The organism is Phytohabitans sp. LZ39 (genome assembly GCF_059359075.1).
The window spans coordinates 198,265-223,643 of the sequence record NZ_JCADBM010000015.1 but is presented as its reverse complement, the minus strand read 5'-3'; the positions used below and the strand labels follow the sequence as shown (position 1 = coordinate 223,643).

Sequence of the window (25,379 nt, the reverse complement as noted above, 5' to 3'; positions counted from 1 at the left end):
GGAGACGGCGTTGCACGACAACCGGAGACTCGTCGAGGAACGGCTCGCCCGCGCGCTGCGCGAGCGGATCCGCCCGGCGCGCTACGCGGCGTCCGTCCCGCTGCGGGTGGAGGCCTGGCAGGCGCCGGGCGAGCCGGTGCCGGTCGCGGAGGCGCTCGCCGCCGGCTACTCACCCTTCGCGATCGGCGAAGCGTGGGGTCCGCCGTGGTCCACCACCTGGTTTCGGGTACAGGGAAGCGTGCCGGCCGCCTGGGCCGATCGCCAGGTGGAGGCGGTCTTCGACCTCGGGTTCGTCGGCGACTGGCCAGGCAACCAGGCCGAGGCGCTTGTCTACGACCACAGTGGACGACCGATCAAGGGTGTCGCGCCGCGCAACCAGTACGTCCCGGTCCCGTCCCGCGGCGACGTGCGCCTGTTCGTCGAGGCGGCGGCCAACCCGGACATCCTCGCCGGCGGCTTCCGGCCCACGCCGCTCGGCGACAAGGCGACGGCGGGCGACGTGCCGCTCTACCGGCTGACCCGCGCCGACCTCGCCGTGCTCGACCTCGACGTGTGGCACCTGACGCTCGACATCGAGGTGCTCAGCGAGCTGATGGCCGAGCTGTCCGTCAACGAGCCGCGCCGGCACGAGATCCTGCGCGCCCTGGAGCGCGCGCTCGACGTGCTCGACCTGCTGGACGTGCCCGCCACCGCGGGCCGGGCCCGCAAGGAGCTGGCCGACACGCTGGCCCGGCCGGCCCACCGCAGCGCGCACATCCTCTCCGCCGCCGGCCACGCGCACATCGACAGCGCCTGGCTGTGGCCGCTGCGCGAGACCGTGCGCAAGTCCGCGCGCACGTTCGCCAACGTCACCGCCCTCGCCGCGGAGTACCCGGAGCTGATCTTCGCGGCCTCGCAGGCGCAGCAGTACGACTGGGTCAAGCGGCACCAGCCGGAGATCTACGCCCGCGTCAAGGCCACTGTCGACAACGGACAGTGGGTGCCGGTCGGCGGCATGTGGGTCGAGTCCGACGCCAACCTGCCCGGCGGCGAGGCGCTCGCCCGCCAGCTCACGCACGGCAAGCGGTTCTTCCTCGACGAGTTCGGCGTGGAGTGCGAGGAGGTGTGGCTGCCCGACTCGTTCGGCTACACGGCCGCCTTCCCGCAGCTGGCCCGGCTGGCCGGGATGCGCTGGTTCCTGACCCAGAAGCTGTCCTGGAACCAGACCAACCGGCTGCCGCACCACACGTTCTGGTGGGAGGGCATCGACGGCACCCGGGTGTTCACCCACTTCCCGCCGATCGACACGTACGTGGCGGCGTTCGAGGGCAAGGAGCTGGCCCACGCCGTCGCGAACTACTCGGAGAAGGGGCGCGGCACGCGCTCGCTCGTCCCGTTCGGGTACGGCGACGGCGGTGGCGGCCCCACCCGGGAGATGATGGAGAAGGCGCGCCGCCTGCGCGACCTGGAGGGCTCGCCACGGGTGGTCATCGAGCGCCCGTCCGACTTCTTCCGCGCGGCCGAGGCAGAGTACCCGGACGCACCGGTCTGGTCCGGCGAGCTCTACCTGGAGCTGCACCGCGCCACGTACACCACCCAGGCGCGCATCAAGGCCGGCAACAGGCGCAGCGAGCACCTGCTGCGCGAGGCCGAGCTGTGGGCGGCCACCGCGTCCCTCCACACCGGACACCCATACCCCTACGACGACCTGGACAGGTTGTGGAAGACGGTGCTGCTGCACCAGTTTCACGACATCCTGCCAGGCAGCTCCATCGCCTGGGTGCACCGCGAGGCCGAGCAGACGTACGCGCGGGTCGCCGCCGAGCTGGAGTCCATCATCGACGGTGCGGTCGCCGCGCTCGGCGGTTCCCCCGCGGTCTTCAACGCCGCGCCGCACGCGCGGGCCGAGGTCGTCGACGGCGTCTTCGTGCGGGTGCCCGCGCTCGGCGCCGCGCCGCTGACCCCGGCCGACCCGCCGAGCATGGTGGCGGTCACCCCGCGTGTCCTCGACAACGGCCTGGTCCGGGTGGAGATCGACGACGACGGGCTGCTCACGTCGGTGCGCGACATGTCCACCGGCCGGGAAGCGCTCGCGCCCGGCGGCCGGGGCAACCTGCTCCAGCTCCACGCCGACCTGCCCAACGAGTGGGACGCGTGGGACATCGACGAGCACTACAAGCGGCAGCGGGTCGACCTGACCGCCGCCGACGCGATCACCGTCGAGTCCGCCGGTCCGCTCGTCGGCGCGGTGCGGGTCGAGCGCAGCTTCGGCTCCTCGCGGATCAGCCAGACCATCACGCTGCGGGCCGGCAGCCGCCGCGTCGACGTGGTCACCGAGATCGACTGGCACGAGACCGAGAAGATCCTCAAGGCGGCGTTCCCGCTCGACGTGCACGCCGACCGGTCCACATCGGAGATCCAGTTCGGGCACGTGCACCGGCCCACGCACGTCAACACCGGCTGGGAGGCCGCCCGTTTCGAGGTCTGGGCGCACCGCTGGGTGCACGTCGGCGAGACCGGCTACGGCGTCGCGCTGGTCACCGACTCGACGTACGGACACGACGCCGGCCGGCACACCCGCGAGGGCGGCGGCACGACCACGACCGTGCGGCTCAGCCTCGTGCGCGCGCCCCGCTCGCCCGACCCGCACGCCGACCAGGGCGCGCACCGGTTCACCTACGCGATCGTGCCCGGCGCCACGGTCGCGGACGCGGTGGCCGAGGGCTATGCCCTCAACCTCCCGCTGAGGGCGACCCCGGGTGCGGCGGCGGCCGGTGCGCTCCCGCCGCCGCTGGTGACGTGCGAGGGCGCCACCGTGGAGGCGGTCAAGCTCGCCGACGACCGCACCGGCGACGTGGTCGTGCGCCTCTACGAGTCGCTCGGCGGCCGCGCCGAAGCCGTGCTGCGGGCCGGCTTCCCGCTGGCGGCGGCCGAGGTGGTCGACCTCCTGGAGCGCCCGTTGCCCGACACTCCGCTGGAGGCCGGCGAAGTCCGCCTACCCCTACGCCCCTTCGAGATCGTCACCCTCCGCCTCCGCCCCGCCGCCTAGCCGTGTTGATCAGGGAGTTGGTGACGCGGCGCGCCGGCCGACCCGCCCACCAACTCCCTGATCGACGGCAGAGGGGCTAGCCGCGGAGGGCGGCGGCGCCCGCGGGGGAGAGGGTCAGCGCGCCGTCGAACGTGAGCCAGGACTCGCCGCTCGGCGACGGCAGGCCGGTGATCGCGTCGAAGATGTCGGCGATGATGATCGGGCACCGCCACGTGCGGTTGGCGCGCGGGATGGCGCCCTCGTTGCCGACGAGCTTGCCGGTCAGGTTGGCCGGGTCGGTGCCGGCGAACGGCGCGCCGGTCAACGATCCACTTTGGTCGGTCGTGAGCGACGTGCGGAACGGGCCGATCGTGCAGGTGTTGAGCAGCACGTCCGCCTCGGCGACCACCTCGCCGCTGAGCGAGATGTGGATCCCGTCCGCGCCGAACGTCACCGGGCCGGTGAAGTCGCTGGCCGGCTTGATCCGCACCGGGACGTCGATCAGGCCCAGCTTGTCGATGGGCACCGACAGCGGCGCGAACGCGAGGTTCGCCCGTGGGATGGTGGCCTCGAGGGTGAGCTCCGGCGTGAAGTCGACGACGCCGCAGGCCGTGCCGCTGGCCCCCGTCGCCGGGTCCAGCCGGCCGATCTTGACCTTGCCGTTGCTGAGCGTGCTGGTGAACGGGATGCCGTTCGTCGGGCATGCCGGAGCGGCCACCGCCGGGGAGTGGGGAATCGCGGCCGCGGCCACGGCGAGGAGCAGCACGGTGAGTAGGGAGACCGGACGAGTGAGCGACATGTGTACACCTCCACAAGGTGCGTGCGGGGCCCCGCAGCGTCGCTACCGATCGGTAAGTTACCGGCGAGTTTAGGACTCGCAACGGTGTCCGTCAATGTCCCGACCACGTGCGGATGGGCCACCCTGAGGCTAGTTTCCTAGGACGCTCTAGGGGGTGTGCCCGTCCGGCGGCCGTGCCACAGGTCGCGGGCGATGAGCTGGATGGTGCCGGCGACCGGGATGGCCAGGAGGGCGCCGAGGATGCCGGCCAGCTCGACCGCGATCAGGATGGCGATCAGCACCGTGAGCGGGTTGAGCTGGACGGTGCGGGCGAAGACCAGCGGCTGGAGCAGATGGTTTTCCAGCTGCTGGTACGCGACGAAGAAGACGATCAGCACGATGCCGGCGGTGACCGACTCGGTGAAGCCGGCGAGGATCGCGACCGCGGCGCCGAGGGTGGCGCCGACGAGCGGGATCAGGTCGGCGATCGCGACGAACAGGGCGATCAGGCCGGCGAACGGCACACCGAGGATCATCAGGACGACGTAGGTGAGGACACCGCAGACGAGGCTGATCAGCAGGTTGCCGGTGATGTAGCCGGTGACGGTGCGGGCGCAGGCGGAGCCGACCCGCCGGATCCGCTCGGCCGTCGCGGGCTCGAACAGGCCGAGGAGCGCGGCGACGAACTTCGGGGCTTGAAGCACCATCAGGTACGCGAGGACGAAGATCGTGACGATGCCCACGACGGTCGTCGCCACACCGGTGAGGAAGCCGAGGGTGGGCCCGCCGAGGTTCGACGCGTACTGGCGGATCTGGTCGGAGTGGCTTTCCAGGTACGACACGACGTGGAAGCGCTCGGCGAGGTGGCCGACCGGGCCGCGGCCCGCGCGGATGTCGGCGACGATCCGGGGAAAGTCGTCGTAGAGCTGGCTGCCCTCGCGGACCAGCGGCACCGCGAACAGGGCCACCAGCCCGGCGAGGAGGAGGGCTACCGCGAAGAAGACGAGCAGTGTCGCCAGCCATCGCCTGCACCAGGTGAGCCGGCGTTCCGTCCAGTCGACCGCCGGCTTGAGCGCCACCGCGAAGAACGCGGCGACGACGATCCAGACGAGCACCCGGGCCGTGTGCACGACGAGGTACAGCGACACCGCCGTCGCCAGTACCAGGGCGATGACGACAAGAGTGCGCCGCGCGGTGGTCCGCGTATCGGCGGAGGCCATGGGGCGGGGCTACCCGCCGGCGGGCGTTCCATGCATGGGTGAGGGGTCGTCCCGGGTGCGGCTGTAGAGGTAGCCGTCGCGCCACTGGCCGGCGCGAAACTCGCAGGCGCGCACCACGCCCTCCAGGTGGAAGCCGGCCTTCTCCAGCGACTTCTGCTCGGCGATGTTCTCCGGGTGGGTGCCGGCCTGCACGCGATGCATGGGCGTGTGGGTGAAGAGGTAGTCGGTGAGCATCGCCTGCGCCCGCCAGCCGATGCCCTTGCCGCGCCACTCGGGGAGCAACGCGATCCCGATCTCCCAATGCTTGGTCGGGCCGCCGAAGTCGCGCAGTGCCCAGCTCACGAAGCCGGCGGCGACCTTCTCCGGCGCCACCTCGACCATCAGCCGGCTGCTCGTCGCGCTGAGGTAGCCGTCGGCGGCGAACCGGCGCGCGGGCTCCTGCGCGTCGCGGAAGCCGGTCCAGTCGAGCCCGACGAGCCCCGGCTCCGTCGCGAACCGGCGGAACATCGCCAGATCTTCCTCGACGACCGGGCGCAGGCGGATCTCCAGATCGTTCATGCCGGAACGGTAGCCGGCCGCGGCGGGGGAGCGCCGCGGCCGGTACTCAGGGGTTCGATACCCGGCGTCAGGTGTCGGAGAGCACCGCGTAGGCGCGGTTCCAGTTCTTGGCGTCGGTGTCGGGGCGGTAGTTGTTTTCGATGTTGCCGGCGGCGTCCACGGAGAACCAGAAGACCCGCGTGCCGTACGGCACGGTGAGGGTCTCGCCCGCCTCGCGGATGCCCGCCGACGCGTACAGGGTGGACTCGAAGGTCGGCTTGGCGCCGTCGAGCGTGTAGAACACCGCGGCCGGCTCGCTCGTCTCGAACTTCACCTCGACCATGCCCTCGGTCGGGCTCGGCGCGACCGCGAGGGTGCTGGTCGGGCGCTTCTTGTCCTTGTCGTAGTCGCGGGCGACCCGGAAGAGCTCGACGAGGCCGTTGGAGAACTCCATCGTCTCGGCGTGCGCTTCCTCCCACTCCGGCTGGAACTCGGTGCCGACCTCGAAGTTCCAGGCGTAGATGCCGTACTTGTACCAGAGCATGTCACCGGAGTTGCCGGCCGCCGAGTACAGCACGTCGGAGATCGGGCCGGTCCGGGCCGGGGTCACCGCCATGTTCCGGTGGCGCTTGATGGCGGTGAGGATCCGCGAGGACGCGCCCCAGAAGTACGACTCCTCGGCCAGCGTGGGCCGCGGCGCGGAGATCCGGCCCGGCAGGCTGTACGAGCCCGGCGACCACATGAAGTAGTTGCCGGAGGAGTGCAGGTTCATCGAGAACTTGATGTTGGGGCGGCTGGCCAGCCAGTTCAGGTTCTTGTTCTCCGGTTCGGTGAGCTCGCTCGGGCCGGCGAACGTGCCGCTCGTGCAGCTCGTCGACGCGCCCGAGTACCCGTCGAAGAGGCTGTACTCGGTGTAGTTGCGGTTGTTGTCGACGCCCCAGGAGTTGCGGCCCAGCGCGTCGGTCTCGGCGCCCGGCGCGCAGTGGTTGGTCATGTTCTTGCGCTGCGAGTTGAAGTCGTAGAACGAGTAGTGCCCGCCGTCGGGGTTGATCGACGGGGCGATCCAGATGTCGAGCGAGCGGAGCAGCTCCTGGGTCTTGGGGTCGTGCTTCTGGTTGCGCAGCAGCCGCTCGGCGGTCTCGATAGTGACCAGCGGCGGCACCCACTCGCGGGCGTGTTCCTGCGCGTAGGCGAGCACACCGGGCCGGGAGCCGTCGCGGAACTTGCCGATCCGCAGCGCGTACACCGGCTGGGGACCGCGGATGACGCTGGCCGGCGCGTGCAGGTTGTCGGTCAGCGGCGTCGCCGCGATCGGCGCGACCACACCGGCGCCGGCGTTGCCCCGGTAGGTGTACGCCTTGACGAGGCTGCCCGCCGCGCCGTTGATGACGGCGGCGACCTGGGCCGCGGTGCTGGTGACGGTGCCGGCGGCGTCGGTGGACAGGCTCACCCGGATGGCCTTGCCGGTCACGGTCGCGGTGAGCGGCTGGTCGGCGGCGCCCGGGTTGGCCAGCTCGACGGTGATGTCGTTGCCGCCCTCGTGACCCCAGGCCAGCGAGTCGACCGCCACCCGGCTGTCGTTGGCCGAGCCGAGCACGACCTGCGCCTTGCGCCGGTAGCCGTTGGTCTTGTAGGGCAGCTCGACCACCTCGGCGAGCTGCGGGTACTCCGCGGCCAGCCGCTTGATCCGGTCGTACAGCTCGGTCGGGGTGAGGTAGCTGGTGACGAAGTCCTTCTGGTAGCCGGGGCCTTCCGGGGACTCGCCGGGGATCGGCAGCCACTCCTTGACCTGCGCGACCGCGACGTCACCGGTGGGGCTGGTGATCTGGATCTTGTCGGGTCGGCTGGTGACGGCGGCGGCGCCGCGGTGGTAGAGGTACACGCCCGCGTCGACGAACCGGGAGATGGTCTGCGTGCCGCCCGAGCCCATCTCGGTGCCGGGGCCGCTGTCGCGGCTCACGGTCAGCGTGTTGGCCGCGGTCTGGCCCTGGGCCCACTTCGCCTCGACGGAGAGCACCTGGCTGGTTCCTGAGGTGTAGTAGTCGGCCCGAATGATCTTGACGTCGGAGACGGTGGCGCTCCGCGCCGCGGCGCTGAACGCCTGGTTCTCCGCCTTGTGGTCGGCGATCGTCGCGTCGCGTTCGGCGATCCGGTGGGCGCTGTCCGCCGGGTCGAAGAGCGTCCCGCCGACCCGGTAGCCGAGGGTGCGCAGGCCCTTGACCTCGTTCGGGGTGACCACGGCGTGGACGACGATGCCCGCGTGCGTGTGGGAGACGTGGTGGTCGAGGTCGACGCCGGTGGCGACGAGCCGGTCCAGCTCGTCGCGGTCGGCGACCGTCACCTCGACGACGCTGGCCTCTTCGTCGGCGAGGCGTTCGAGGGCGGCGGGGGCCGGCTCGGCGGGAGCGGTGGTGGGGATGGCGGTGGCGGGAGTGGCCACGATCAGGAAGGCGGCCGCCGCCGCGGTGGCGATGACGATAGCTCTTCGCGACATCTCGGTACCTTTCATGTCCATAGTGGACGGAAGGTCGGGGGTGTTCGACCATCGTGGATGGCGCCGACTTGATCTGTCAATCACCGGCGAAAGCGTTCGTCACCTGTAACAAAGCCAGGACCGCCGCACGCGACACATGTCGCGTGGATCTAGCAGAATGTCCGCTGTGTACCGCGTTCTAGTGATCGCCCTCGCCCTGGTCGTGGCCGGCTGCACGTCACGGGACACCGTGGCGGAGCCCCTGCCGTCGCCCTCGCCTACGCCCTCTCCAACCCCGGCCGCGTCTCCGTCCGGGCCCTCGCCGATCCCGACCGCGTCGCTGACCGGGCCGCTGCGGGTGACCGCCGGCATGACCCGGCCGGGGACCCGGCTCCGCTTCGGCCAGAAGGCGACCGTGCCGATCCGCCAGTTCAACCCGCGGCGCGACGCCTATCTCGAAGGGGTGCTCGGCATCGTGGTGCAGCCCATCCGCAGCATCCCCGGCTCCCAGGTCAAGGGCAACTTCGACGCCCGGAGCGCCGCCGAGCTCAAGCGCAGCCGCGCCTACTACGTCAAAATCATCATCACGAACGAGAGCGGCAACCCGCTGCCGCTGGAACGCCCCCAGTTCGACGGGCTGTACGGCGACGGTGACCTCTCCTACAACGTGCTGATCGGCGGCGAGATACCGGGCTGCGAGGAGGTGGGCGCCCCGGAGGCCTTCGACCGCAAGGGCGCGCGCTGGGAGACCTGCGACCGGTGGATCTCCTCGCCGTCCGAGCCGATCCGGCAGGTCAGCTACCAGGGAGTGCCGTACGGCGAGGCGCCGAAGGCCTTCGCCGACTCGAAGTTCAACCGGCACTACAACCTCGGCCCCATCGTCTGGCGCTAGAGACTGACGATGGCGGACGATCTGGAGTTCCGGCTGCTGCGCTACTTCGTCGCGGTGGCGGAGGAGCTACATTTCGGCCGGGCGGCGCAGCGGTTGTTCGTGGCGCAGCAGGCGGTCAGCCGGGACATCCGGCGGCTGGAGCAGCGGCTTGGCGTGACCCTGCTCGACCGGGGCACCCGGCGGGTGGCGCTCACCCCGGCCGGCGAGCGGCTCCTGGCGCGGGCGCGGCAGCTGCTGGCCCTGCACGACGAGACGGTGCGGGAGGTGCGCGCCGGCACGGCCCCGCTCTACGTCAACGTGGTGGGCCAGAAGCTGACGCCGGCGCGGCTGCTGGCCTCGGCGCGGGAGGAGGCGCCGGACCTGGAGTTCGCGGCGACGTTCCACGCGCGGTTGGAGACGTCGGTGCCGTTGCTGCTGTCCCATCGCCTCCAGGTGGTGTTCGGCCGGCGGGCCGGTCTTCCCGCGCACCTGGCCGCGCGGGTCGCGCACCGGTTGGTGCGGTGGGAGCCGCTCGCGCTGCTGCTGCCCGAGGGGCATCCGCTGGCCGGCGGCGGGAGTGTGGCGTTCGCGCGGCTGGGCGGGCTGGAGCTGTGCCTGCACGCGGGTAACCAGTCGTCGCCGGAGTGGACGGACGTGGGTGTCCAGCTGGCCGCGGCGAGCGGTGCGGTCCTCGAGCCGGACCACCCGCCGGCGTACGGCGTGGACGAGTTGGCGCACCGGGTGCGGCGGCACGGTACGCCGGTGCTGGCGTTGAGCACGCAGCCGGCGGTGCCGGGGGCGGTACTGGTCCCGATCGTCGATCCGGTGCCGGTGTACCCGTGGAGCATGCTGTGGCACCGCGACGTGCGCCACCCGGGCCTGGACGTGCTGCGGGCGGTGGCCCGGCGGGCCGCGCGGGCCGAGGGCTGGCTCGACCTGCCCGGTGGCGCGTGGCGGCCCGAGCCCGAGGCGACAACCGGAGTGCGTTAATCGGGCGTGGACAGGTGTTGGACCGGCGGGTGGGCCGGCGCCGACCGTTGAGTCATGCCACCGTCCTTCGCCCGCTTGTGGATCGTTCAAGCCGTGTCCGACTTCGGCACGTACCTGACGTTTGTCGCGCTGCCGCTGATCGCCGTCGTCGAGCTGGACGCGTCGGCGGGGGAGCTCGGCCTGCTGGTAGGCGCCGGCACGGCTCCGCTGGCGTTCGCCTGGCCGCTGTTCGGGGTGCTGGCCGACCGGGTCGACCGGCGGCACATCATGCTGGTGACATACGCCGGCCGGGTGCTGCTCCACGCCTGGGTGCCGGTCGCCGCCGTGGCCGGTGTGCTGAGCATGGCCCAGCTGGTGGTCGCGTACTTCCTCGTCTCGTTCCTCAAGGTCGGCTTCGACGTCGCGGCGCCCAGCCTGCTGCCGGCGCTGGTCGGACCGGACCACCTCGTCCTGGCGAACAGCAGGCTGGAAGCCACCCGCTCGCTCGCGATGATCATCGGGCCGGCGCTCGGCGGCGCGCTCGCCGAGGTGATCCGGCCCAGCGGCGCGGTCGCGGTCGCCGCCACCACCTACCTCGCCGCGGCGCTGCTGGTCGGGACCATCCCGCCGCTCAGGTCCGCCGGCGGGCCACCGCGCGCGGTCGACGAGGCGCTCGGCCGTCGTGGTGGGGCCGACCGCGCCCGGCGCCGCGGCGTGGCGCGGGAGATGTGGGAGGGCGTCGCGGCCGTGTGGCGGCACCCGGTGCTGCGCCCGATGGCCGTCTCGTCCGCGCTGCTGAACGCCTTCTACGCGCTGCGCACGCCGCTGGTCGCCGTCTACGTCGTGCGCGACCTCGGCTTCCCGCCGGCCGCGTTCGGCCTGGTCCTCGGCGCGGCCGGACCGGGCGCGCTGCTGGGCTCGCTGGCCGCCGCCCGGGTCGCCGCCCGGCTCGGCTTCGGCCGCACGATGGTCGCCGCGGCCCTCCTGGCCGGTGCGCCCGTGCTGCTCGTGCCGCTCGCGACCGGCCGGGGCCCGGGCTCGCTCGGGCTGCTCGCCGGCAGCGCGCTGCTGGTCGGCTTCGGCATGCAGGTCTACAACGTCACCCTGATCGCCGGCCGCCAGGCGATCACCCCGGACCACCTGATCGGCCGCGTCACCGCCAGCTTCCGCTGGGCCGCGTGGGCGGCGGCACCGCTGGCCGCGGCCGCCGGCGGACCGCTCAGCGGTGCGCTCGGGGTACGCGGGGCCATCGCGGTCGCCGGCGCGGGCCTGCTGCTGCCGGCCGCCCGCCTGCTCGCCTCGCCCGTGCGCCGGACGGCCGCCCTCTCGGCCCGCTGATCCGCCGGTGCACGCTGTGCGTATTCATGGTTATCGTCCTGACGTGGGAGGTGGTATGCGGGTCGTCGGTCGGATGGCGGCAGCGGTCCTGGCGGTGGGTGCCCTCGTCGCGTGCGACGGTTCGGGCACAGATTCACCGCCGGCCGGGGTGTGGACGGCCGCGAGCAGCCCACCGCCGAGCGTCGCGCCGAAGGCGGCCCCGGCCGCGGCGGGCTTCTACGTCGACCCGGACACCTCGGCCGCCGACTGGGTCGCCGCCAACCCCAAGGACCCGCGGGCCGCCGTCATCCGCGACCGCATCGCGCGCGTGCCGCAGGGCCGGTGGTTCACGCAGAAGAACACCGCGGCGGTACGCTCCGAAGTGGACGCTTTCGTGGGTGCGGCCGCCGCCGCGGGGCAGACCCCGATCCTCGTGGTCTACAACATCCCCAACCGCGATTGCAGCGGTGCCAGCGCCGGCGGCATGCCCAGCCACGACGAGTATCGAAAGTGGATAGACGAGGTGGCCGCCGGGCTGGCCGGGCGCCCCGCGACCGTCGTCCTCGAGCCCGACGTGCTGCCGCTGATGAGCAACTGCCTCAACACCGCCCAGCAGGCCGAGGTGCACGCCTCGATGGCGTACGCGACCCGGAAGCTGAAGGCCGCCTCGGCGGCGGCGAAGGTGTACCTGGACGCCGGACACTCCAACTGGCTGCCGCCCGCCGAGATGGCCGGCCGGCTCGTCGCCGCCGGCATCAAGGAGAGCGGGGACGGCATCTCCACCAACGTCTCCAACTACCGATCCACGCGGGACGAGGTGGCGTACGCGAAGAAGGTCCTCGCCGCGGTCGGCGTCGCCAGGCTGCGCGCCGTGGTCGACACGAGCCGCAACGGCAACGGGCCGCTGGGCGACGAGTGGTGCGACCCGAAGGGCCGGGCGATCGGCACGCCGAGCACCACCGCCACCGGCGACCCCAAGGTCGCGGCGTTCCTGTGGGTGAAGCTGCCCGGCGAGTCGGACGGCTGCATCGCGGGCGCCGGCCGGTTCGTACCCGAGCGGGCGTACGAGCTGGCCACCGCCAGGCGCTAGAAGAGCTGGAGCGAGCCGGTCTTCTGCGCGTGGCGCTCGCCGACCCGCAGCGTCACCGCGGTCAGGGCGAAGAGCGCGGCGGAAAGGACGCCCAGCAGGGCCAGCTCGCCGCCCAGTTCGCGTACGCCTTCGCCGTCGAGCAGGGCGCCGCGGAGCACGGCGAGGCTCGTCGTGAGCGGGAAGGCGAGGCCGATCGCCTTGACCCACAACGGCATTGCGAACAGCGGCAGCCGCACACCAGCGACGAACCACAGTGGATCGTCCAAAAGGGTGTAGAGGAACGCCGAGTCGCGGGAGAACATCAGCAGGCTGTTGAGAAACGCGCCCCAGGCGACCGCCGGCACGAGGAGGGCGGCCAGCGCGAGCGGGTACATGCCGGGGTGCGCCACGTGCAGCGTGCCCGTCGCGGCCGCCGCCGCCACCGCGAAGGCGCCGAAGAGCCACGCGTTCTGCACGAGCGCGCCGGAACCGTTCGCCACCACCAGGGCGAGCCGGCTCGCCGGCGTCAGGAACAGCGCCTCCAGCGTGCCGCTCACCCGTTCGAACGAGAAGTGCCACGCGGACTGCACGAGCGAGAAGAAGAACGTGTACGCGAGCGCGCCGGCCGCCAGGAACGCCGCCAGCCGCTGCGGCTCGGCGACCAGGGGCCAGCGCGCGGCGGCGCCGGGTGTCGCGGTGACCGGCAGGATCGTGTAGTACGCCGTCGCGAGCGTGAGCACCGGCCACACCAGCATCGAGAAGACGACGAGCTTGGTGCCGAAGATGCGGCGGTGCTGCTTGAGCGCCTCGGCGAGCACCACCCGCCACGCGGCGCTCATCGGGCGGCCATCGCGAGGATCGCGTCCTCCAGCGTCGGCGGCGACACTTCGACGCGGGCGATGGCGCCGCCCGCACGTACCACGGTGGTCGTCAACTCACCGGCGAGGTCGTCGGGATGGCGGAGGGTGACCCGCGGCCGGCCGTCGACGTCCGTGTCGTGCCAGACCTCGGCGCCGGCGCGGGCGGCGAGCGCGTCCACCGCCTTGCTCGCGTCCGGCGCCGGCTCGGTCAGCGTGAGCTCCACGGTGTGCGGCAGGCGGGTGCCGGCGGTCAGCTCGGCCGGGCTGCCGGCGGCGACGAGCGCGCCGCGGTCGATGACGTGGACGTACCGGCACAGCTGCTCCACCTCGGCCAGGTAGTGCGAGGTCAGCAACACGCCCACGCCGCCGGCGGCCAGGTCGGCGACGACCGCGCGCAGGTCGCGGGCGATCGGCGCGTCCAGTCCGAGCGTCGGCTCGTCGAGCAGCAGGTAGGCGGGGGAGTTGACGAGCCCGCGGGCGATGCTGAGCCGCTGCCGCATGCCGCGCGAGTAGCGCTCGACGAGCGTGCCGGCCGCGTCGGTGAGGCCGACGAGGTCGAGCAGCTCGCCGATCCGGCGGTGGAGGGTGGCGCGCGGCACGTCGTAGAGCTGACCGAAGTACCAGAGGTTTTCCCGGCCGGTCATCCGCGCGTACACCATGCGCTCGCCGCCGGCGATGAGGTTGATCCGGCGCCGCACCTCGCGCGCGTCGCGCACCACGTCGAGACCGTCCACTGTGGCCGTGCCCGAGGTGGGGCGGAGCAGCGTGGCCATCATCTTGATGGTGGTGGTCTTGCCGGCGCCGTTGAGCCCCAGCAGGCCGGTCACCGCGCCGGGCGGGATGCTCAGCGAGAGCCCGTCGACGGCTGGCGCGCCCGCCGGCGGCCGCCTGCCGAACAGCCGGCGCGGCGGCGGAAACGTCTTGGTCAGCCGCTCGGTGACGATGCCGGCGCTCACGCGGCACCGCCCCGCTGCACGGCGATCCGCTCGGCCGGCCCGAGCAGGCGGAGCCCGACGGCGAGGTACGCCAGCCCGAGGCCCGCGCAGAGGAGCAGGTCGGGAAGGATCGCGCCGACGGTCTCGTGTCGCAGGGCGGCGCCGCGCAGCGCCCGCAGCCCCGAGGTGAGCGGCAGCGCCTCGCCGAGCCACCGCAGCGGGTCGGGCAGCGACGCCGGTGGAAACGTGAACCCGCAGAGCAGCGCCATGCCGACGAACAGCGTGTTCTGCGTGATGTGCGCCTCGCCGACCGAGATCATGATGGCGCTGAGCGGCACCGAGATCCCAAACACCGCCGCCCCCGCCGCCGCGACCGCGCAGAGCAGCGCGAGCGGGTCGGGCGCCGGCAGCCGCACCCCGATCGCCACCGCGAACGCGAGCATCACCGCCACCTCGGCCACCGTCGTGGTGAAGGCCTGGAGACCCACACCGACGAGGTACGGCAGGCGCCGGGCCGGTGCCAGGAGCTGGCTTTCGAAGGTGCCCTCGCGCTGCTCGGTGATCTGCGCCTTCGCGACCCACAGCACCATGCGGGTGGCGAACATGAGCGCGGCGGCGCCCACGGTGACGTAGCCCAGGTAGTCGCTCGTCCCTCCGTCGGCCAGGAAGACGGCGCTGACCTGGCCACCCCCGATCGCGTGGAAGGCGAGATAGGCAAGGCCCACCGTGAGCACCCCGGTGGCGACGGTGCCGACGAAGTACGTCCATGGGTACGCGCGCAGGGTCACCAGCCAGTTGCGGCGCATCGTGGGCAGAGCGGTCGGCACGTCGTATCCTTCCTGGCGAGGACTGAGTGAGTTTCGAATGGGAACTTACCCCGGAGGGGGTGGTCATGTACATAGGCCGGGTCGCCGACGAGACGTGCGGCATCGCCCACGCCGCCGCCGTCATGGGCGACTGGTGGAACCTGCTCGTGCTGCGCGAGGTCGCCCGCGGCCACATGCGCTTCGACGAGCTGGTCGGTGAGCTGGGCGTGTCCCGCAAGGTGCTCACCGAGCGCCTCACCCACCTGGTCGAGCACGACGTGGTCGCACGGGTGCCGTACCAGGACCGCCCGCCCCGGTACGAGTACCGCCTCACCGAGCGCGGCCGGGCGTTCCTCCCGGTGCTGGTCGGCATGCAGGACTGGGCCGACCGCTGGCTGCTCGGCGACGGCACGCTCAGCGCCAGCGCCCCGTCCGACGGCGCCGAGGCCGCCCGCGTGCGCTCACTGCCCGGCGGCACGATCCCGGCCGACCTCACCCTCGTCGACTCCACCGGCGCCCGACGCGACCCGGTGGCGCCCGACGTGCCCGCCACGGTGCTCTTCACCTATCCGGCGACCGGCCGCCCCACCCCACTGCCCGCGGGCTGGAACGACATCCCCGGCACCGTGGGCTGCACGCTGGAGAACCGCCTCTTCCGCGACCGGTGGCCGGCGTTCACCGGCGCGGGTGTCGCGGTACACGGGGTGAGCACGCAGCGCCCGGAGGAGCAGGCCGCGTTCGCCAAGGCGGAAGGCGTGCCGTTTCCACTGATGTCCGACGTCGACCTCCGCCTGGCCGCCGCGCTCCGCCTGCCCACCGCCCGCATCGGCCAGCAGCCCCGCCTCAAACGCGCGGTGCTCGTGGTCACCCGCGACCGCACGGTCCGCCACACGATCTTCCCGGTCACCGACATCCCCGCCGCCGTCGAGGACGCCCTCGCCGTCGCCACCGCCCTTTCGAAACCCTGACGCGACCGCCTTCGGCCCTAGCCCGCCCCCGCGGTGGGGTGGCTTCGATTCCCTATTTGGACAGAGATTTGAGCTACCGCGACGTCCCGTCGTGGTCCAGACCGTTGCTCCCGCGGCCTCACCCGTCCGCCGCTGGTCCCGCTCACCCCTTCCCCGCCCGGCTCTCAAGAGGGCAGCCCTGTCACTGTCTGGGCGGGTATACGGGACCCCTGTTGGGAATTCACGCCCAAGAGGGCTGCCCTCTTGGGGCAAGGGGCGGGGCTTGTCGCGTGGAGCTGGCAGTGGACGGCCGGGGGTTTCGGCGAGCGCTGCGAGCCGCCGGCCGGGAGCGGTGCCCGCGGGAGCATACGGTCCGCCGCTGACGCGGACATGGGCAAATATGCCTCGAAGAAAACGTCACGACCGGCGACGCCTTCCGCGAAGGGTGGGCCTGCTTGGAGGGTGGGCGGCGCGGGTACGGGCGGGAGATGAGGATCGCGCATCGCACGGTCGAGGTGGACGGGGCTCGCGTCTTCTACCGGGAGGCTGGGCCGCCGGACGGGCCGGTCGTGCTGCTGCCGCACGGGTACCCGTCGTCGTCGTTCCAGTTTCGGCACTTCATGGCCGCGCTGGGCGACCGATGGCGCCTGATTAGCCCGGATTATCCCGGCTTCGGCTACAGCGTGGCGCCCGCCGGCTTCGCCTACACGTTCGACGCGTACGCGGGGTTTCTCCGCCGCTTCGTCGACACGCTGGAGTTGCGCCGCTACGCGATCTACCTCCAGGACTACGGCTCGCAGTTCGGGCTGCGGCTGGCCATGTCGGCGCCGGATCGGGTGGCCGCGCTCATCATCCAGAACGGTGACATCTACCCCGACGAGCACGGGCCGAAGTACGCGCCGCTGAAGGAGTACTGGGCGAACCCGACCCCCGAGGGCCGCGAGAAGCTCAAGGCGGCGGTGAGCGAGGAGGGGTTCCGGGACGAGTTCGTCGGCGAGATCCCCGCGCACCTGCGCGAGCGGGTGAGCCCCGACCTGTGGCGGCTGTCCTGGTCGGTGCTCGGCGACCCGGAGCGGCGGGAGAACGTCACGACGCTGCTGGCCGACCAGGGGAGCACGGTCGCGTGGTTTTCGCGGCAACAGGCCTACCTGCGCGAGCATCAGCCGCCGGCGTTGATCGTGTGGGGGCCGGAGGACGGGTACATGCCGGCGGGCGCGGCCCGCGCCTATCTGCGGGACCTGCCGGACGCCGAATTGCACCTGCTGGACGGGGCCGGGCACTGGCTGCTAGAGACACATCTGGACGAAGCGGTCACACTGGTCCGAGATTTCCTTGATCGCGTGCACGGCACCTGACAACCGGATCGTCTGCCGTACCCGTCTCAGGGGTTGATGACCGTGACGGAAGGGCGGGCGATGCCTGACGCTTCGGAAGAGGAGTACGTCGAGTACGTCTCGGCGCGGATTCCCGCGCTGCGGCGGCTGGCGTACCTCCTGGCCGGCGATGAGCACCGCGCCGACGACCTGGTCCAGCAGACCATCACCCGGCTGTACGTGAAGTGGCGGCACGCGCGGGCCGCCGACAACATCGACGCGTACGTGCGGACCATGCTGGTGCGCACGTACGTCGACGAGCGGCGGCTGGGTTGGGCACGGGTCCGGCTGTTTCGCGACGCGCCGGAGCCACCGCCGCTCCACAACGACGGGATCGAAGACCGCCAGGTCGTGCGGGCGGCGCTGCGCAAGGTGCCGCGCCGGCAGCAGGCCGTGCTGGTGTTGCGGTTCTTCTACGACCTGTCGGTGGACGAGGTGGCCGGGATGCTCGGCTGCTCATCCGGCACGGTCAAGAGCCAGACCGCTCGCGGGCTCGCCACACTGCGGCGACTGCTCGGGGAGCGGGAGCTGGCGGGGTTCTCCACCAAGCAATAAACGAGGAGCCGATAGATGCCATCCGAAGTAGATCTGCTGCGGTCGCTCGACGCCGAGCCGCGTACACCGTCCACGGTGGACATCCGGCGGGCGATCGCGGACGGGCGCCGCCACCGGGTCCGCCGGGGCGTGGGGTACGCGGGCGCCGCGACCGTGACCGCCCTCGCCGTCGCGGGCGTCTCGGTCGCCGGCGGGCTTGCCACCGGTTCGGCGCCGCAGACCGGGGCGACCGGTGAGCCGCCGCCCACCACCGCGTCGGCCGTGCCGAAGGGGGAGTACACGATCCCGGGCACGCCGGATTGGCGCGCGCCCGTCACGCCGCCACCGACCTCCTGCACGCTCGAACAGCTGCCCACGCCCGACGGCGAGCCGATGGCGCTCATCTCCGGCGGCGACCCCACCGGCCGCTACCACGTCGGGCGCTCCTACCCGAAGGGCGGCGGCTACCAGGCGGTCATCTGGAACGACGGCGCACCGAAGAAGGTGATGCTCCCTGGCGACCTGGAGGAGTCGCTGCGCGACGTCAACTCGTCGGGCACCGCGGTCGGCTGGAGCTACGCCGGCGGTGAGGACGACAGCGGCCCGGTCCCGTACGCCTACCACGACGGCGAGGTGTCCAAGCTGCCGGGCGTGCGCCGCGGATCCGCGTCGGCGATCAACGAGGCGGGCGCGATCGTAGGCGACGACGACGCCGGTCACGCGCTGGTCTGGCCCTCGCCGGCGACCGCGCCGATCCGGCTGCCGGTCCCCGCCGGCACCAAGGAGGCGACGGCCGTCGACATCGACGAAGACGGCACCACCGTCGGCAACGTCGGCAACAACCGGGCCTACGTCTGGTTCCCGGACGGCACCCACCGCGCGCTCCCGGTGCCCGACCTCGACGGCAAGCCGGGCGCGACCACCCGGGTCTTCGCGATCCGCAACGGCTGGGCGACCGGCCTGGTCGCCCACGAGGGTGCCGCCAGGGGCATACCCGGCGGCGCGGAAGCCGCCAAGTCCGGCGGCGGTAGCGTGCCGATCCGGTGGAACGTCCGCACGGGTGAGGTGATCCGGTTCGACGGGTTGACAGGCCCCGCGGACGCGGTGAACGCGCAGGGGTGGCAGGTCGGCATCGGCCAGCGGGACCGCGCGGTGCTCCTCGCCGGCGACGCCACCGTCGTGCTGCCGGACCTCGGCGAGCCGGGCAACCTCGCCACCATCGCCAACACGCTCAGCGACGACGGCCGCACCGTCGCCGGGCAGTCGGACGACTCGACCGACACGATCCAGGCGGTCGTCTGGCACTGCGAGTAGAGCCAGAGGAGGGTCGGCCCTCGTCGGGCCGACCCTCCTTCATCACCTGGCGCGCTGGAAGACCGTGATGAGCACACCGGCTCCGACGGTGGTCGCGCTGGTCAGCTTCCAGGCCGACTTGTCCGGGGTATCGGCGAACAGCCGCCGCCCCGTGCCGAGGATGACCGGAAACGTCATGAGGTGGATCTCGTCGACGAGGTCGCGGGCGAGCAGCCCTTGCGCCAGCCGGATGCTGCCGGCGACCGAGATCTCACCCTCCACCTCGGACTTGATCCGCGCCACGTCGTCGACCTGGATCACCCGGGTGTTGTTCCACTCTGGACTTTCCAGCGTGGTGGAGACGACGTACTTGGGCATCCCGTTGTACTTGTCGGCGAGCTCTCCTTCGTATCCCGGCCAAGCCGCGGCGAAGCCCTCGTAGGTGCGGCGGCCGAGGAGTAACGCGTCGGCGCCGAGCGCCTCGTCCACTTTGAACTGCTCGCCCTCCTCGCCGCGGTCGAACTCGAAGCTCCAGTTCGGATACTTGAAGTCCTCCCCGCCCGGCGCCTCCACGACGCCGTCGAGCGAGATGAACTCGGTGACTACGATCCGTCCCATGTCGTGCCCCCTCACTTGCCCACGAAGTCGCGCAGCGCGGCGGCGAGCACGGCGGGTGGGGCGCTGTGCTGCTCGCCCTCGACCGGGCGCAGCGTCGCGGTCGGCAGCAGCTCGGCGAGGGCCCGCGCGGCCGGGATGATAGACGGGAACGTGCGTATGCCGTACATCACCAGGACGGGCACGGTGATGGCGTCCCACCGGTCGCGGGGGAGCGGGTTGCCGGACATCGTGGTGCCCATGATGCGGCCGTCGTACGAGATGGTCGGCGCGACCGCCTCCATGATCGGCCAGAAGTCGCTCTTGCGGAGCATCTCGACGTCTTCGGCCGACCCGCCGACCGCGTCGGTCATGAAGATCGCGGCGGCGTCACCCGGACGCCCGGCGGCGACCGCCGCCTCGAGGCGCTCGACGTAGTCGGCGGGGAGCGGCGGGCGGCTGTCGTCGACGACGAACGGCGGCTCGAACAGCGCCAGCCGCGCGATCGGCAGCCCGGCCGCCGCGGCGTCGAGCGCCAGGACGGCCCCGGACGACCACCCGAACACGGTCGCCGGCGCGCCCGCGACCTCGATGAGCGCGGCGATGTCCTCGATCTCCCGCTCGACCGCGTACGGTGCGGTGTCCGTGCTGTCGCCACGCCCGCGGCGGTCGTAGGTGTAGGTCCGGAAGTCGCCGTCCAGCTCCTGGGCCAACTCCCGGTTGAGCGGGTTGATCGCCGGGTATGCGGTCGCGCCGTCGACGACGATGAGCGGCTCACCCGCCCCCCAGGCGTCGAATGCGATCACGGTGCCGTCGGCGGACACGGCGGCGGCTCGTGCGTTCTCGGACATTTCGCTTGCCCTTTCCTGATGTCGGTTGCGTGCGACTCACGTTAGGGGCCGGCGGTGTCCTCGATCTTGTACAGAAGCGACAGGGGCTCGGCCGGCTCCGGGCGGCGCAGCTCGGTGGCGGTGCGGCCGATGAAACGCTGGAGCGAGCGTGCCAGGTGCGGCTGGTCGTAGTAGCCGAGCAGGTCGACGACCTCCAGCGGGGTACGCCCCTCGGTGAGCAGGATCGCAGCCTGCCGGGCACGCTCGATCTGCCGGATGCTGCCCTGCGTGAGCCCCGTCGCCGCGGCCACCCGCCGCTGCACCGACCGCGTGCCGACCTCCGGTGACCCGCCGGCCACCACCTCGTCGACGAGCGGATCGCGCACGAGCACACCCTCCCGCACCAGCCGCGCCACGAACTGCTCCGCGCTGTCGAAGTCGGGCACCGGCCACTCGTCGCCCCGCAGCAGGAACGTCGTCGCGGTCGCGTGCGGACTCTCCAACGCCGAGTCGACAAGGCGCGCCGGCGGCAGATGCGGCATCGACGAGCCGTGCGCGAACGTGATCCCCCACGACTCCGCACCGTCACCCACGTCGACGCTCGTGACGGTGGTCTCCGGGCCGCGCACGGCGGCGTGGAGGCCGCCCTCCCACCGCCAGAACACGATCTCCCAGTTGGAGGTCGCGACCGACGTCATCCGGGCGACCCCGGACGCGTGGCTGCGCCAGACCCGGTGGATGTACGGCGAGTCCGAAGGCCGGTCCTCGTTTTCCAGGGGCACCCGCCGAGTCTGCCACGCGCCCACTTCTGTGTGCCTTACAAAAAGTTCGACATGTATGGACCGAAGTTTCGAGTGACAGGACTTAACATCTAGACGACACGCGCGAAACATCTTAGTCTCGCCTCAGGTTATCGCCAGACTCCAATGTGTCGGTGGTGATCGGCGTGATCGGCGCACGCCTGTCCGGAAGTTTGTTCGACAGGAAGCGAGACAGCCGATCATGTTCCGAAGATTGGCCTTCTGCCTTGCCTTGATCATGGCGGCGGTCGGCTTCACCACCGTCCCGGCCCAGGCGGCGGCGGACTTCAATGTTCTGGTCTTCAGTAAGACCGCCGGCTTCCGGCACGACTCGATCCCGGCCGGCATCGCCGCGATCCAGCAGCTGGGCGCGCAAAACAACTTCACCGTCGAAGCCACGGAGGACGCGGCGCAGTTCACCGCGGCGAACTTGGCGCGTTTCCAGGCGGTCGTCTGGCTCTCCACCACCGCGGACGTGCTGAACGCCAGTCAGCAGGCGGCGTTCGAGGGCTTCATCCGGGGCGGCGGGGGATACGCGGGTATCCACGCGGCGTCCGACACCGAGTACGACTGGCCGTGGTACGGCAACCTCGTCGGCGCCTACTTCGCCAGCCACCCGGCCAACCAGAACGCCACCGTGCGCATCGAGGACACGACGCACCCGTCGACGGCCGGGCTGCCCACGGCGTGGCAGCGGCTGGACGAGTGGTACAACTACCGGACCAACCCGCGTTCGCAGACCCACGTGCTGGCCACATTGGACGAGAGCACCTACACGGGTGGCTCGATGGGTGGGGATCACCCGATCGCGTGGTGCCGCGGCTACGACGGCGGCCGCTCGTGGTACACCGGCATGGGCCACACCATCGAGAGCTACGGCGAGGCCAACTTCCGCTCCCACCTGCTCGGTGGCATCCGGTACGCGGCCCAGGGGACCGGCAACTGCTCGACCGGCCAGCCGCCGCAGGCCGGCTACCGCCAGGTGACCCTCGCCAAAGGCGTCGCCGAGGTCGGCGAGCCGATGGGCCTGACCGTGCTGCCCAACCGGGGCGTGCTGCACACCTCGCGCGACGGCACCGTCCGCTACACCGACCCGGCCGGCAACACGAAGGTGGCGCTGACCATCCCGGTGTACACGCACGACGAGGAGGGGCTTCAGAGCATCAAGGCCGACCCGAACTTCGCGTCGAACCGCTGGGTCTACGTGTACTACGCGCCGCCACTGTCCACGCCGGCCGGTGACGCGCCGGCGACCGGCACGGCCGCCCAGTTCGCGCCGTTCAACGGGGTCAACCGGCTGTCCCGCTTCACCGTCAACGCCGACTTCACGCTCGACCCCAACTCGGCGGTCACGGTCCTGGACGTGCCGACCAGCCGCGGCATGTGCTGCCACGTGGGCGGTGACATCGACTTCGACGCGGCCGGCAACCTCTACCTGTCCACAGGGGACGACACCAACCCGTTCGACTCCAGCGGCTACACGCCGATCGACGAGCGGGCCGACCGCAACCCCGCGTTCGACGCGCAGCGCACCTCCGGCAGCAGCAACGACCTGCGCGGCAAGGTGCTGCGAATCCGGCCGAGCGCCGGCGGCGGGTACACGATCCCGGCCGGCAACATGTTCCCCGCCGGCACGGCCAACACCCGCCCGGAGATCTACGCGATGGGGTTCCGCAACCCGTTCCGGATGGCCGTCGACCGGGCGACCGGCGTCGTGTACCTCGGCGACTACGGGCCGGACGCCGGCACCAGCAGCCCCACGCGCGGGCCGGCCGGCACGGTGTCGTTCGAGCGCATCACGCAGCCCGGCTTCTACGGCTGGCCGTACTGCTCGAACTACAACACGCCGTACATCGACTTCACCTTCCCGTCCGGGCCGTCGGGCGCCGCGTTCAACTGCACCGGCGGGCCGGTGAACAACTCCCGCAACAACACCGGCATCACCCAGCTGCCGCCCTCCCAGACGGCGTGGCTGCCCTACGGCGGTGGGCAGGACCCGCCCGCGCTCTGCTGCGGCAGCCTGTCGCCGATGGGCGGCCCGGTCTACAACTACAGCGCCACGCTCGCGTCGGACGTGAAGTTCCCGGCGTCGATGAACGGCAAGGTCTTCCTCGGCGAGTTCGGCCGCCGGTGGATCAAGACGGCCACCGTCTCCGGCACCGTCGAGGCTTTCCCGGCGTACACCGGCACCCAGGTGATGGATCTGGAGTTCGGGCCGGACGGTGCCCTCTACGTGCTCGACTACGGCACCGGCTGGTTCGGCGGCGACGCAAACTCGGCGCTCTACCGGATCGAGTACCACTCCGGCGGTGGCCGGTCGCCGGTCGCGTCCGCCGCCGCGAACCCGACGAGCGGGAACGCGCCGCTGACCGTGCAGTTCAGCTCGGCCGGCTCCGGCGACCCGGACGGCGACCCGATCACCTACGCGTGGGACTTCACCACCAACGGCAGCACCGACTCGACCGCCGCCAACCCGGCGTTTACGTACACGACCAACGGCGAGTTCACCGCCACACTCACGGTGAGCGACGGCACCGGCCGCAGCGCGACGGCGAGCGTGGTGATCGGCGTCGGGCGGCCGACGGTCACGCTCGGCCTGCCGGCGAACGGGCGGGTGTTCAACTTCGGCGACGCCGTCCCGTATCAGGTGACGGTCAGCGACCCGAACGCGCCGACCGTCGACTGTGGCCGGGTGCGGGTCAACTACATCCTCGGCCACGACAGCCATGGCCACCCGATGACCAGCGCGACCGGCTGCTCGGGCACGATACAGACCACCGTGGACGGTGAGCACGACGCCAACGCGAACATCTTCGGCGTGATGGTGGCCGAGTACACGCCGGTCGGCGCGACCACGCCGGTGACCTCGCCGCAGGCCGTGCTACAGCCACGGACCCGCCAGGCCGAGCACTACAGCGGCCAGCAGGGCACCACCACCGTCGCCAAGCCGTCGGCCAACGGCGGCAACGCGGTCGGCTTCGTCGAAAACGGCGACTGGATCTCGTTCACCCCGTACAACCTGAGCGGCGTCGGCTCGTTCACCGCGCGGGTCGCGTCGGCCGGCACCGGGGGCACCATCTCCCTGCGCACCGGCTCGGCCACCGGCCCGGTGGTCGGCACCGCCACTGTCGCGCCGACCGGCGGCTGGGAGACGTGGACGGACGTCACCGGCACCGTCACGCCGCCGGCCGGCACGCACAACCTGTTCCTGGTGTTCACCGGCGGCGCCGGCTCGCTGTTCGACATCGACTCGTTCACCTTCAACGGCGGCACTCCGCCGCAGTCGCCCAATCTCGCGCTGAACAAGCCGGCGACGGCGTCCAGTGTGGAGGCGGCGGAGTATCCGGCGTCGAACGCGGTGGACGCTTCGGCGACGACCCGGTGGGCGAGTGCCTTCTCGGATCCGCAGTGGATCCAGGTGGATCTGGGGGCCACCTACACGGTGAGTCGGGTGCGGTTGGTGTGGGAGGCGGCGTACGGTTCGGCGTACCAGATCCAGACGTCGACGAACGGTACGACGTGGACGACGGCGCGGTCGGTGACGGGCGGCAACGGTGGTGAGGACGACAACACCGGTCTGAGCGCCCAGGCACGTTATGTGCGGATCAACGGGACCGCGCGGGGCACCGCGTGGGGGTATTCGTTGTTCACCTTCGAGGTCTACGGCGACCAGGGCCCGCCGCAGGCGACCAACGTGGCGCTGAACAAGCCGGCGACGGCGTCCAGTGTGGAGGCGGCGGAGTATCCGGCGTCGAACGCGGTGGACGCTTCGGCGACGACCCGGTGGGCGAGCGCCTTCTCGGATCCGCAGTGGATCCAGGTGGACTTGGGGGCCACCTACACGGTGAGCCGGGTGCGGTTGGTGTGGGAGGCGGCGTACGGTTCGGCGTACCAGATCCAGACGTCGACGAACGGCACGACCTGGACCACGGCGCGGTCGGTCACGGGCGGCAACGGTGGTGAGGACGACAACACCGGTCTGAGCGCCCAGGCACGATATGTGCGGATCAACGCGACCGCGCGCGGCACCGCGTGGGGGTACTCGCTGTTCACCTTCGAGGTCTACGGCAGCTGATCCACTACAGCGGCCCGGGAGCGTCGCGCTCCCGGGCCGCTGGCTCCCGGAAAGCGCTTGCCATATGATCAGCGTCAATCCCTGCGAATTG

At 71.7% G+C, this 25,379-nt stretch carries 20 protein-coding genes; 10 read left to right on the top strand and 10 right to left on the bottom strand.

The window, feature by feature from the left end:
* The first annotated feature begins 10 nt into the window (after nucleotides 1–10).
* Nucleotides 11–3,028, top strand: a complete 3,018-nt coding sequence (locus AC5L36_RS27415) for an alpha-mannosidase (protein ID WP_441220597.1) — start codon at nucleotides 11–13, stop codon at nucleotides 3,026–3,028.
* A 76-nt stretch (nucleotides 3,029–3,104) separates the two neighbouring features.
* Here the strand turns inward: AC5L36_RS27415 and AC5L36_RS27410 are convergent, their stop codons facing one another.
* The 4 genes from AC5L36_RS27410 to AC5L36_RS27395 form a co-directional block, all read right to left on the bottom strand.
* The gene (locus tag AC5L36_RS27410; protein ID WP_441220595.1) at nucleotides 3,105–3,806 is read right to left on the bottom strand and encodes a hypothetical protein; all 702 of its coding nucleotides are present in this window, start codon (nucleotides 3,804–3,806) and stop codon (nucleotides 3,105–3,107) included.
* Nucleotides 3,807–3,943: 137 nt separating this feature from the next.
* A complete protein-coding gene (locus AC5L36_RS27405) occupies nucleotides 3,944–5,005 on the bottom strand; it encodes an AI-2E family transporter (protein ID WP_441220593.1) in 1,062 nt (353 codons plus the stop codon).
* Between the two features lie 9 nt (nucleotides 5,006–5,014).
* Nucleotides 5,015–5,563 carry a GNAT family N-acetyltransferase gene (locus tag AC5L36_RS27400; protein ID WP_441220591.1) on the bottom strand — a complete coding sequence of 183 codons (549 nt, stop codon included), beginning with the start codon at nucleotides 5,561–5,563 and terminating at the stop codon, nucleotides 5,015–5,017.
* 67 nt (nucleotides 5,564–5,630) lie between these two features.
* Nucleotides 5,631–8,036 (bottom strand): M14 family metallopeptidase, encoded by a 2,406-nt coding sequence (locus AC5L36_RS27395; protein ID WP_441220589.1) that lies wholly within the window; start codon nucleotides 8,034–8,036, stop codon nucleotides 5,631–5,633.
* A gap of 166 nt (nucleotides 8,037–8,202) precedes the next feature.
* Between AC5L36_RS27395 and AC5L36_RS27390 the strand changes: the two genes are divergently transcribed.
* Genes AC5L36_RS27390 through AC5L36_RS27375 form a run of 4 tightly spaced genes read left to right on the top strand, consistent with a single transcriptional unit; the run spans nucleotide 8,203 to nucleotide 12,262 of the window.
* A complete protein-coding gene (locus AC5L36_RS27390) occupies nucleotides 8,203–8,907 on the top strand; it encodes a hypothetical protein (protein WP_441220587.1) in 705 nt (234 codons plus the stop codon).
* Between the two features lie 9 nt (nucleotides 8,908–8,916).
* A complete protein-coding gene (locus tag AC5L36_RS27385) occupies nucleotides 8,917–9,876 on the top strand; it encodes a LysR family transcriptional regulator (protein ID WP_441220585.1) in 960 nt (319 codons plus the stop codon).
* Between the two features lie 54 nt (nucleotides 9,877–9,930).
* A complete protein-coding gene (locus AC5L36_RS27380) occupies nucleotides 9,931–11,193 on the top strand; it encodes an MFS transporter (RefSeq protein WP_441220583.1) in 1,263 nt (420 codons plus the stop codon).
* A gap of 55 nt (nucleotides 11,194–11,248) precedes the next feature.
* Nucleotides 11,249–12,262 (top strand): glycoside hydrolase family 6 protein, encoded by a 1,014-nt coding sequence (locus AC5L36_RS27375; RefSeq protein WP_441220582.1) that lies wholly within the window; start codon nucleotides 11,249–11,251, stop codon nucleotides 12,260–12,262.
* Here AC5L36_RS27375 and AC5L36_RS27370 read toward each other — a convergent pair.
* Genes AC5L36_RS27370 through AC5L36_RS27360 form a run of 3 tightly spaced genes read right to left on the bottom strand, consistent with a single transcriptional unit; the run spans nucleotide 12,259 to nucleotide 14,863 of the window.
* The gene (locus AC5L36_RS27370) at nucleotides 12,259–13,080 is read right to left on the bottom strand and encodes an ABC transporter permease (protein WP_441220580.1); all 822 of its coding nucleotides are present in this window, start codon (nucleotides 13,078–13,080) and stop codon (nucleotides 12,259–12,261) included. The two genes, AC5L36_RS27375 and AC5L36_RS27370, sit on opposite strands and share 4 nt — an antisense overlap.
* Nucleotides 13,077–14,057 carry an ABC transporter ATP-binding protein gene (locus AC5L36_RS27365; protein WP_441220578.1) on the bottom strand — a complete coding sequence of 327 codons (981 nt, stop codon included), beginning with the start codon at nucleotides 14,055–14,057 and terminating at the stop codon, nucleotides 13,077–13,079. The genes AC5L36_RS27370 and AC5L36_RS27365 overlap by 4 nt, the downstream gene beginning before the upstream one ends.
* Nucleotides 14,054–14,863 carry an ABC transporter permease gene (locus AC5L36_RS27360; protein ID WP_441220576.1) on the bottom strand — a complete coding sequence of 270 codons (810 nt, stop codon included), beginning with the start codon at nucleotides 14,861–14,863 and terminating at the stop codon, nucleotides 14,054–14,056. The genes AC5L36_RS27365 and AC5L36_RS27360 overlap by 4 nt, the downstream gene beginning before the upstream one ends.
* 26 nt (nucleotides 14,864–14,889) lie before the next feature.
* Here AC5L36_RS27360 and AC5L36_RS27355 point away from each other — a divergent pair, with 26 nt between their 5' ends.
* From AC5L36_RS27355 to AC5L36_RS27340, 4 genes are all read left to right on the top strand, one after another.
* Complete coding sequence (locus AC5L36_RS27355) at nucleotides 14,890–15,810, top strand: winged helix-turn-helix transcriptional regulator (protein ID WP_441220574.1); 921 nt, start codon at nucleotides 14,890–14,892, stop codon at nucleotides 15,808–15,810.
* A gap of 467 nt (nucleotides 15,811–16,277) precedes the next feature.
* A complete protein-coding gene (locus AC5L36_RS27350) occupies nucleotides 16,278–17,144 on the top strand; it encodes an alpha/beta fold hydrolase (RefSeq protein WP_441223141.1) in 867 nt (288 codons plus the stop codon).
* Nucleotides 17,145–17,204: 60 nt separating this feature from the next.
* Nucleotides 17,205–17,717, top strand: a complete 513-nt coding sequence (locus AC5L36_RS27345) for a SigE family RNA polymerase sigma factor (protein WP_441223140.1) — start codon at nucleotides 17,205–17,207, stop codon at nucleotides 17,715–17,717.
* A 15-nt stretch (nucleotides 17,718–17,732) separates the two neighbouring features.
* Entirely contained in the window at nucleotides 17,733–19,010 is a 1,278-nt protein-coding gene (locus AC5L36_RS27340; RefSeq protein WP_441223139.1) for a hypothetical protein, read from the top strand.
* 42 nt (nucleotides 19,011–19,052) lie between these two features.
* Here the strand turns inward: AC5L36_RS27340 and AC5L36_RS27335 are convergent, their stop codons facing one another.
* The 3 genes from AC5L36_RS27335 to AC5L36_RS27325 are packed head-to-tail and all read right to left on the bottom strand — an operon-like array spanning nucleotide 19,053 to nucleotide 21,195.
* The gene (locus AC5L36_RS27335; protein WP_441223138.1) at nucleotides 19,053–19,607 is read right to left on the bottom strand and encodes a dihydrofolate reductase family protein; all 555 of its coding nucleotides are present in this window, start codon (nucleotides 19,605–19,607) and stop codon (nucleotides 19,053–19,055) included.
* An 11-nt stretch (nucleotides 19,608–19,618) separates the two neighbouring features.
* Nucleotides 19,619–20,434, bottom strand: a complete 816-nt coding sequence (locus tag AC5L36_RS27330) for an alpha/beta fold hydrolase (RefSeq protein ID WP_441223137.1) — start codon at nucleotides 20,432–20,434, stop codon at nucleotides 19,619–19,621.
* Between the two features lie 41 nt (nucleotides 20,435–20,475).
* Complete coding sequence (locus AC5L36_RS27325; RefSeq protein WP_441223136.1) at nucleotides 20,476–21,195, bottom strand: AraC family transcriptional regulator; 720 nt, start codon at nucleotides 21,193–21,195, stop codon at nucleotides 20,476–20,478.
* A gap of 220 nt (nucleotides 21,196–21,415) precedes the next feature.
* On the opposite strand from AC5L36_RS27325, the gene AC5L36_RS27320 reads away from it, so the two are divergent.
* Complete coding sequence (locus AC5L36_RS27320; protein WP_441223135.1) at nucleotides 21,416–25,288, top strand: ThuA domain-containing protein; 3,873 nt, start codon at nucleotides 21,416–21,418, stop codon at nucleotides 25,286–25,288.
* Nucleotides 25,289–25,379: the final 91 nt, after the last annotated feature.

What these genes read in the sequence shown, in the direction of transcription:
- AC5L36_RS27410 (WP_441220595.1), bottom strand. Translation starts at nt 3,806, where the DNA reads ATGTCGCTCACTCGTCCGGTCTCCCTACTCACCGTGCTGCTCCTCGCC.
- AC5L36_RS27405 (WP_441220593.1), bottom strand. Translation starts at nt 5,005, where the DNA reads ATGGCCTCCGCCGATACGCGGACCACCGCGCGGCGCACTCTTGTCGTC.
- AC5L36_RS27400 (WP_441220591.1), bottom strand. Translation starts at nt 5,563, where the DNA reads ATGAACGATCTGGAGATCCGCCTGCGCCCGGTCGTCGAGGAAGATCTG.
- AC5L36_RS27395 (WP_441220589.1), bottom strand. Translation starts at nt 8,036, where the DNA reads ATGTCGCGAAGAGCTATCGTCATCGCCACCGCGGCGGCGGCCGCCTTC.
- AC5L36_RS27385 (WP_441220585.1), top strand. Translation starts at nt 8,917, where the DNA reads ATGGCGGACGATCTGGAGTTCCGGCTGCTGCGCTACTTCGTCGCGGTG.
- AC5L36_RS27380 (WP_441220583.1), top strand. Translation starts at nt 9,931, where the DNA reads ATGCCACCGTCCTTCGCCCGCTTGTGGATCGTTCAAGCCGTGTCCGAC.
- AC5L36_RS27375 (WP_441220582.1), top strand. Translation starts at nt 11,249, where the DNA reads ATGCGGGTCGTCGGTCGGATGGCGGCAGCGGTCCTGGCGGTGGGTGCC.
- AC5L36_RS27370 (WP_441220580.1), bottom strand. Translation starts at nt 13,080, where the DNA reads ATGAGCGCCGCGTGGCGGGTGGTGCTCGCCGAGGCGCTCAAGCAGCAC.
- AC5L36_RS27350 (WP_441223141.1), top strand. Translation starts at nt 16,278, where the DNA reads ATGAGGATCGCGCATCGCACGGTCGAGGTGGACGGGGCTCGCGTCTTC.
- AC5L36_RS27345 (WP_441223140.1), top strand. Translation starts at nt 17,205, where the DNA reads ATGCCTGACGCTTCGGAAGAGGAGTACGTCGAGTACGTCTCGGCGCGG.
- AC5L36_RS27340 (WP_441223139.1), top strand. Translation starts at nt 17,733, where the DNA reads ATGCCATCCGAAGTAGATCTGCTGCGGTCGCTCGACGCCGAGCCGCGT.
- AC5L36_RS27335 (WP_441223138.1), bottom strand. Translation starts at nt 19,607, where the DNA reads ATGGGACGGATCGTAGTCACCGAGTTCATCTCGCTCGACGGCGTCGTG.
- AC5L36_RS27330 (WP_441223137.1), bottom strand. Translation starts at nt 20,434, where the DNA reads ATGTCCGAGAACGCACGAGCCGCCGCCGTGTCCGCCGACGGCACCGTG.
- AC5L36_RS27320 (WP_441223135.1), top strand. Translation starts at nt 21,416, where the DNA reads ATGTTCCGAAGATTGGCCTTCTGCCTTGCCTTGATCATGGCGGCGGTC.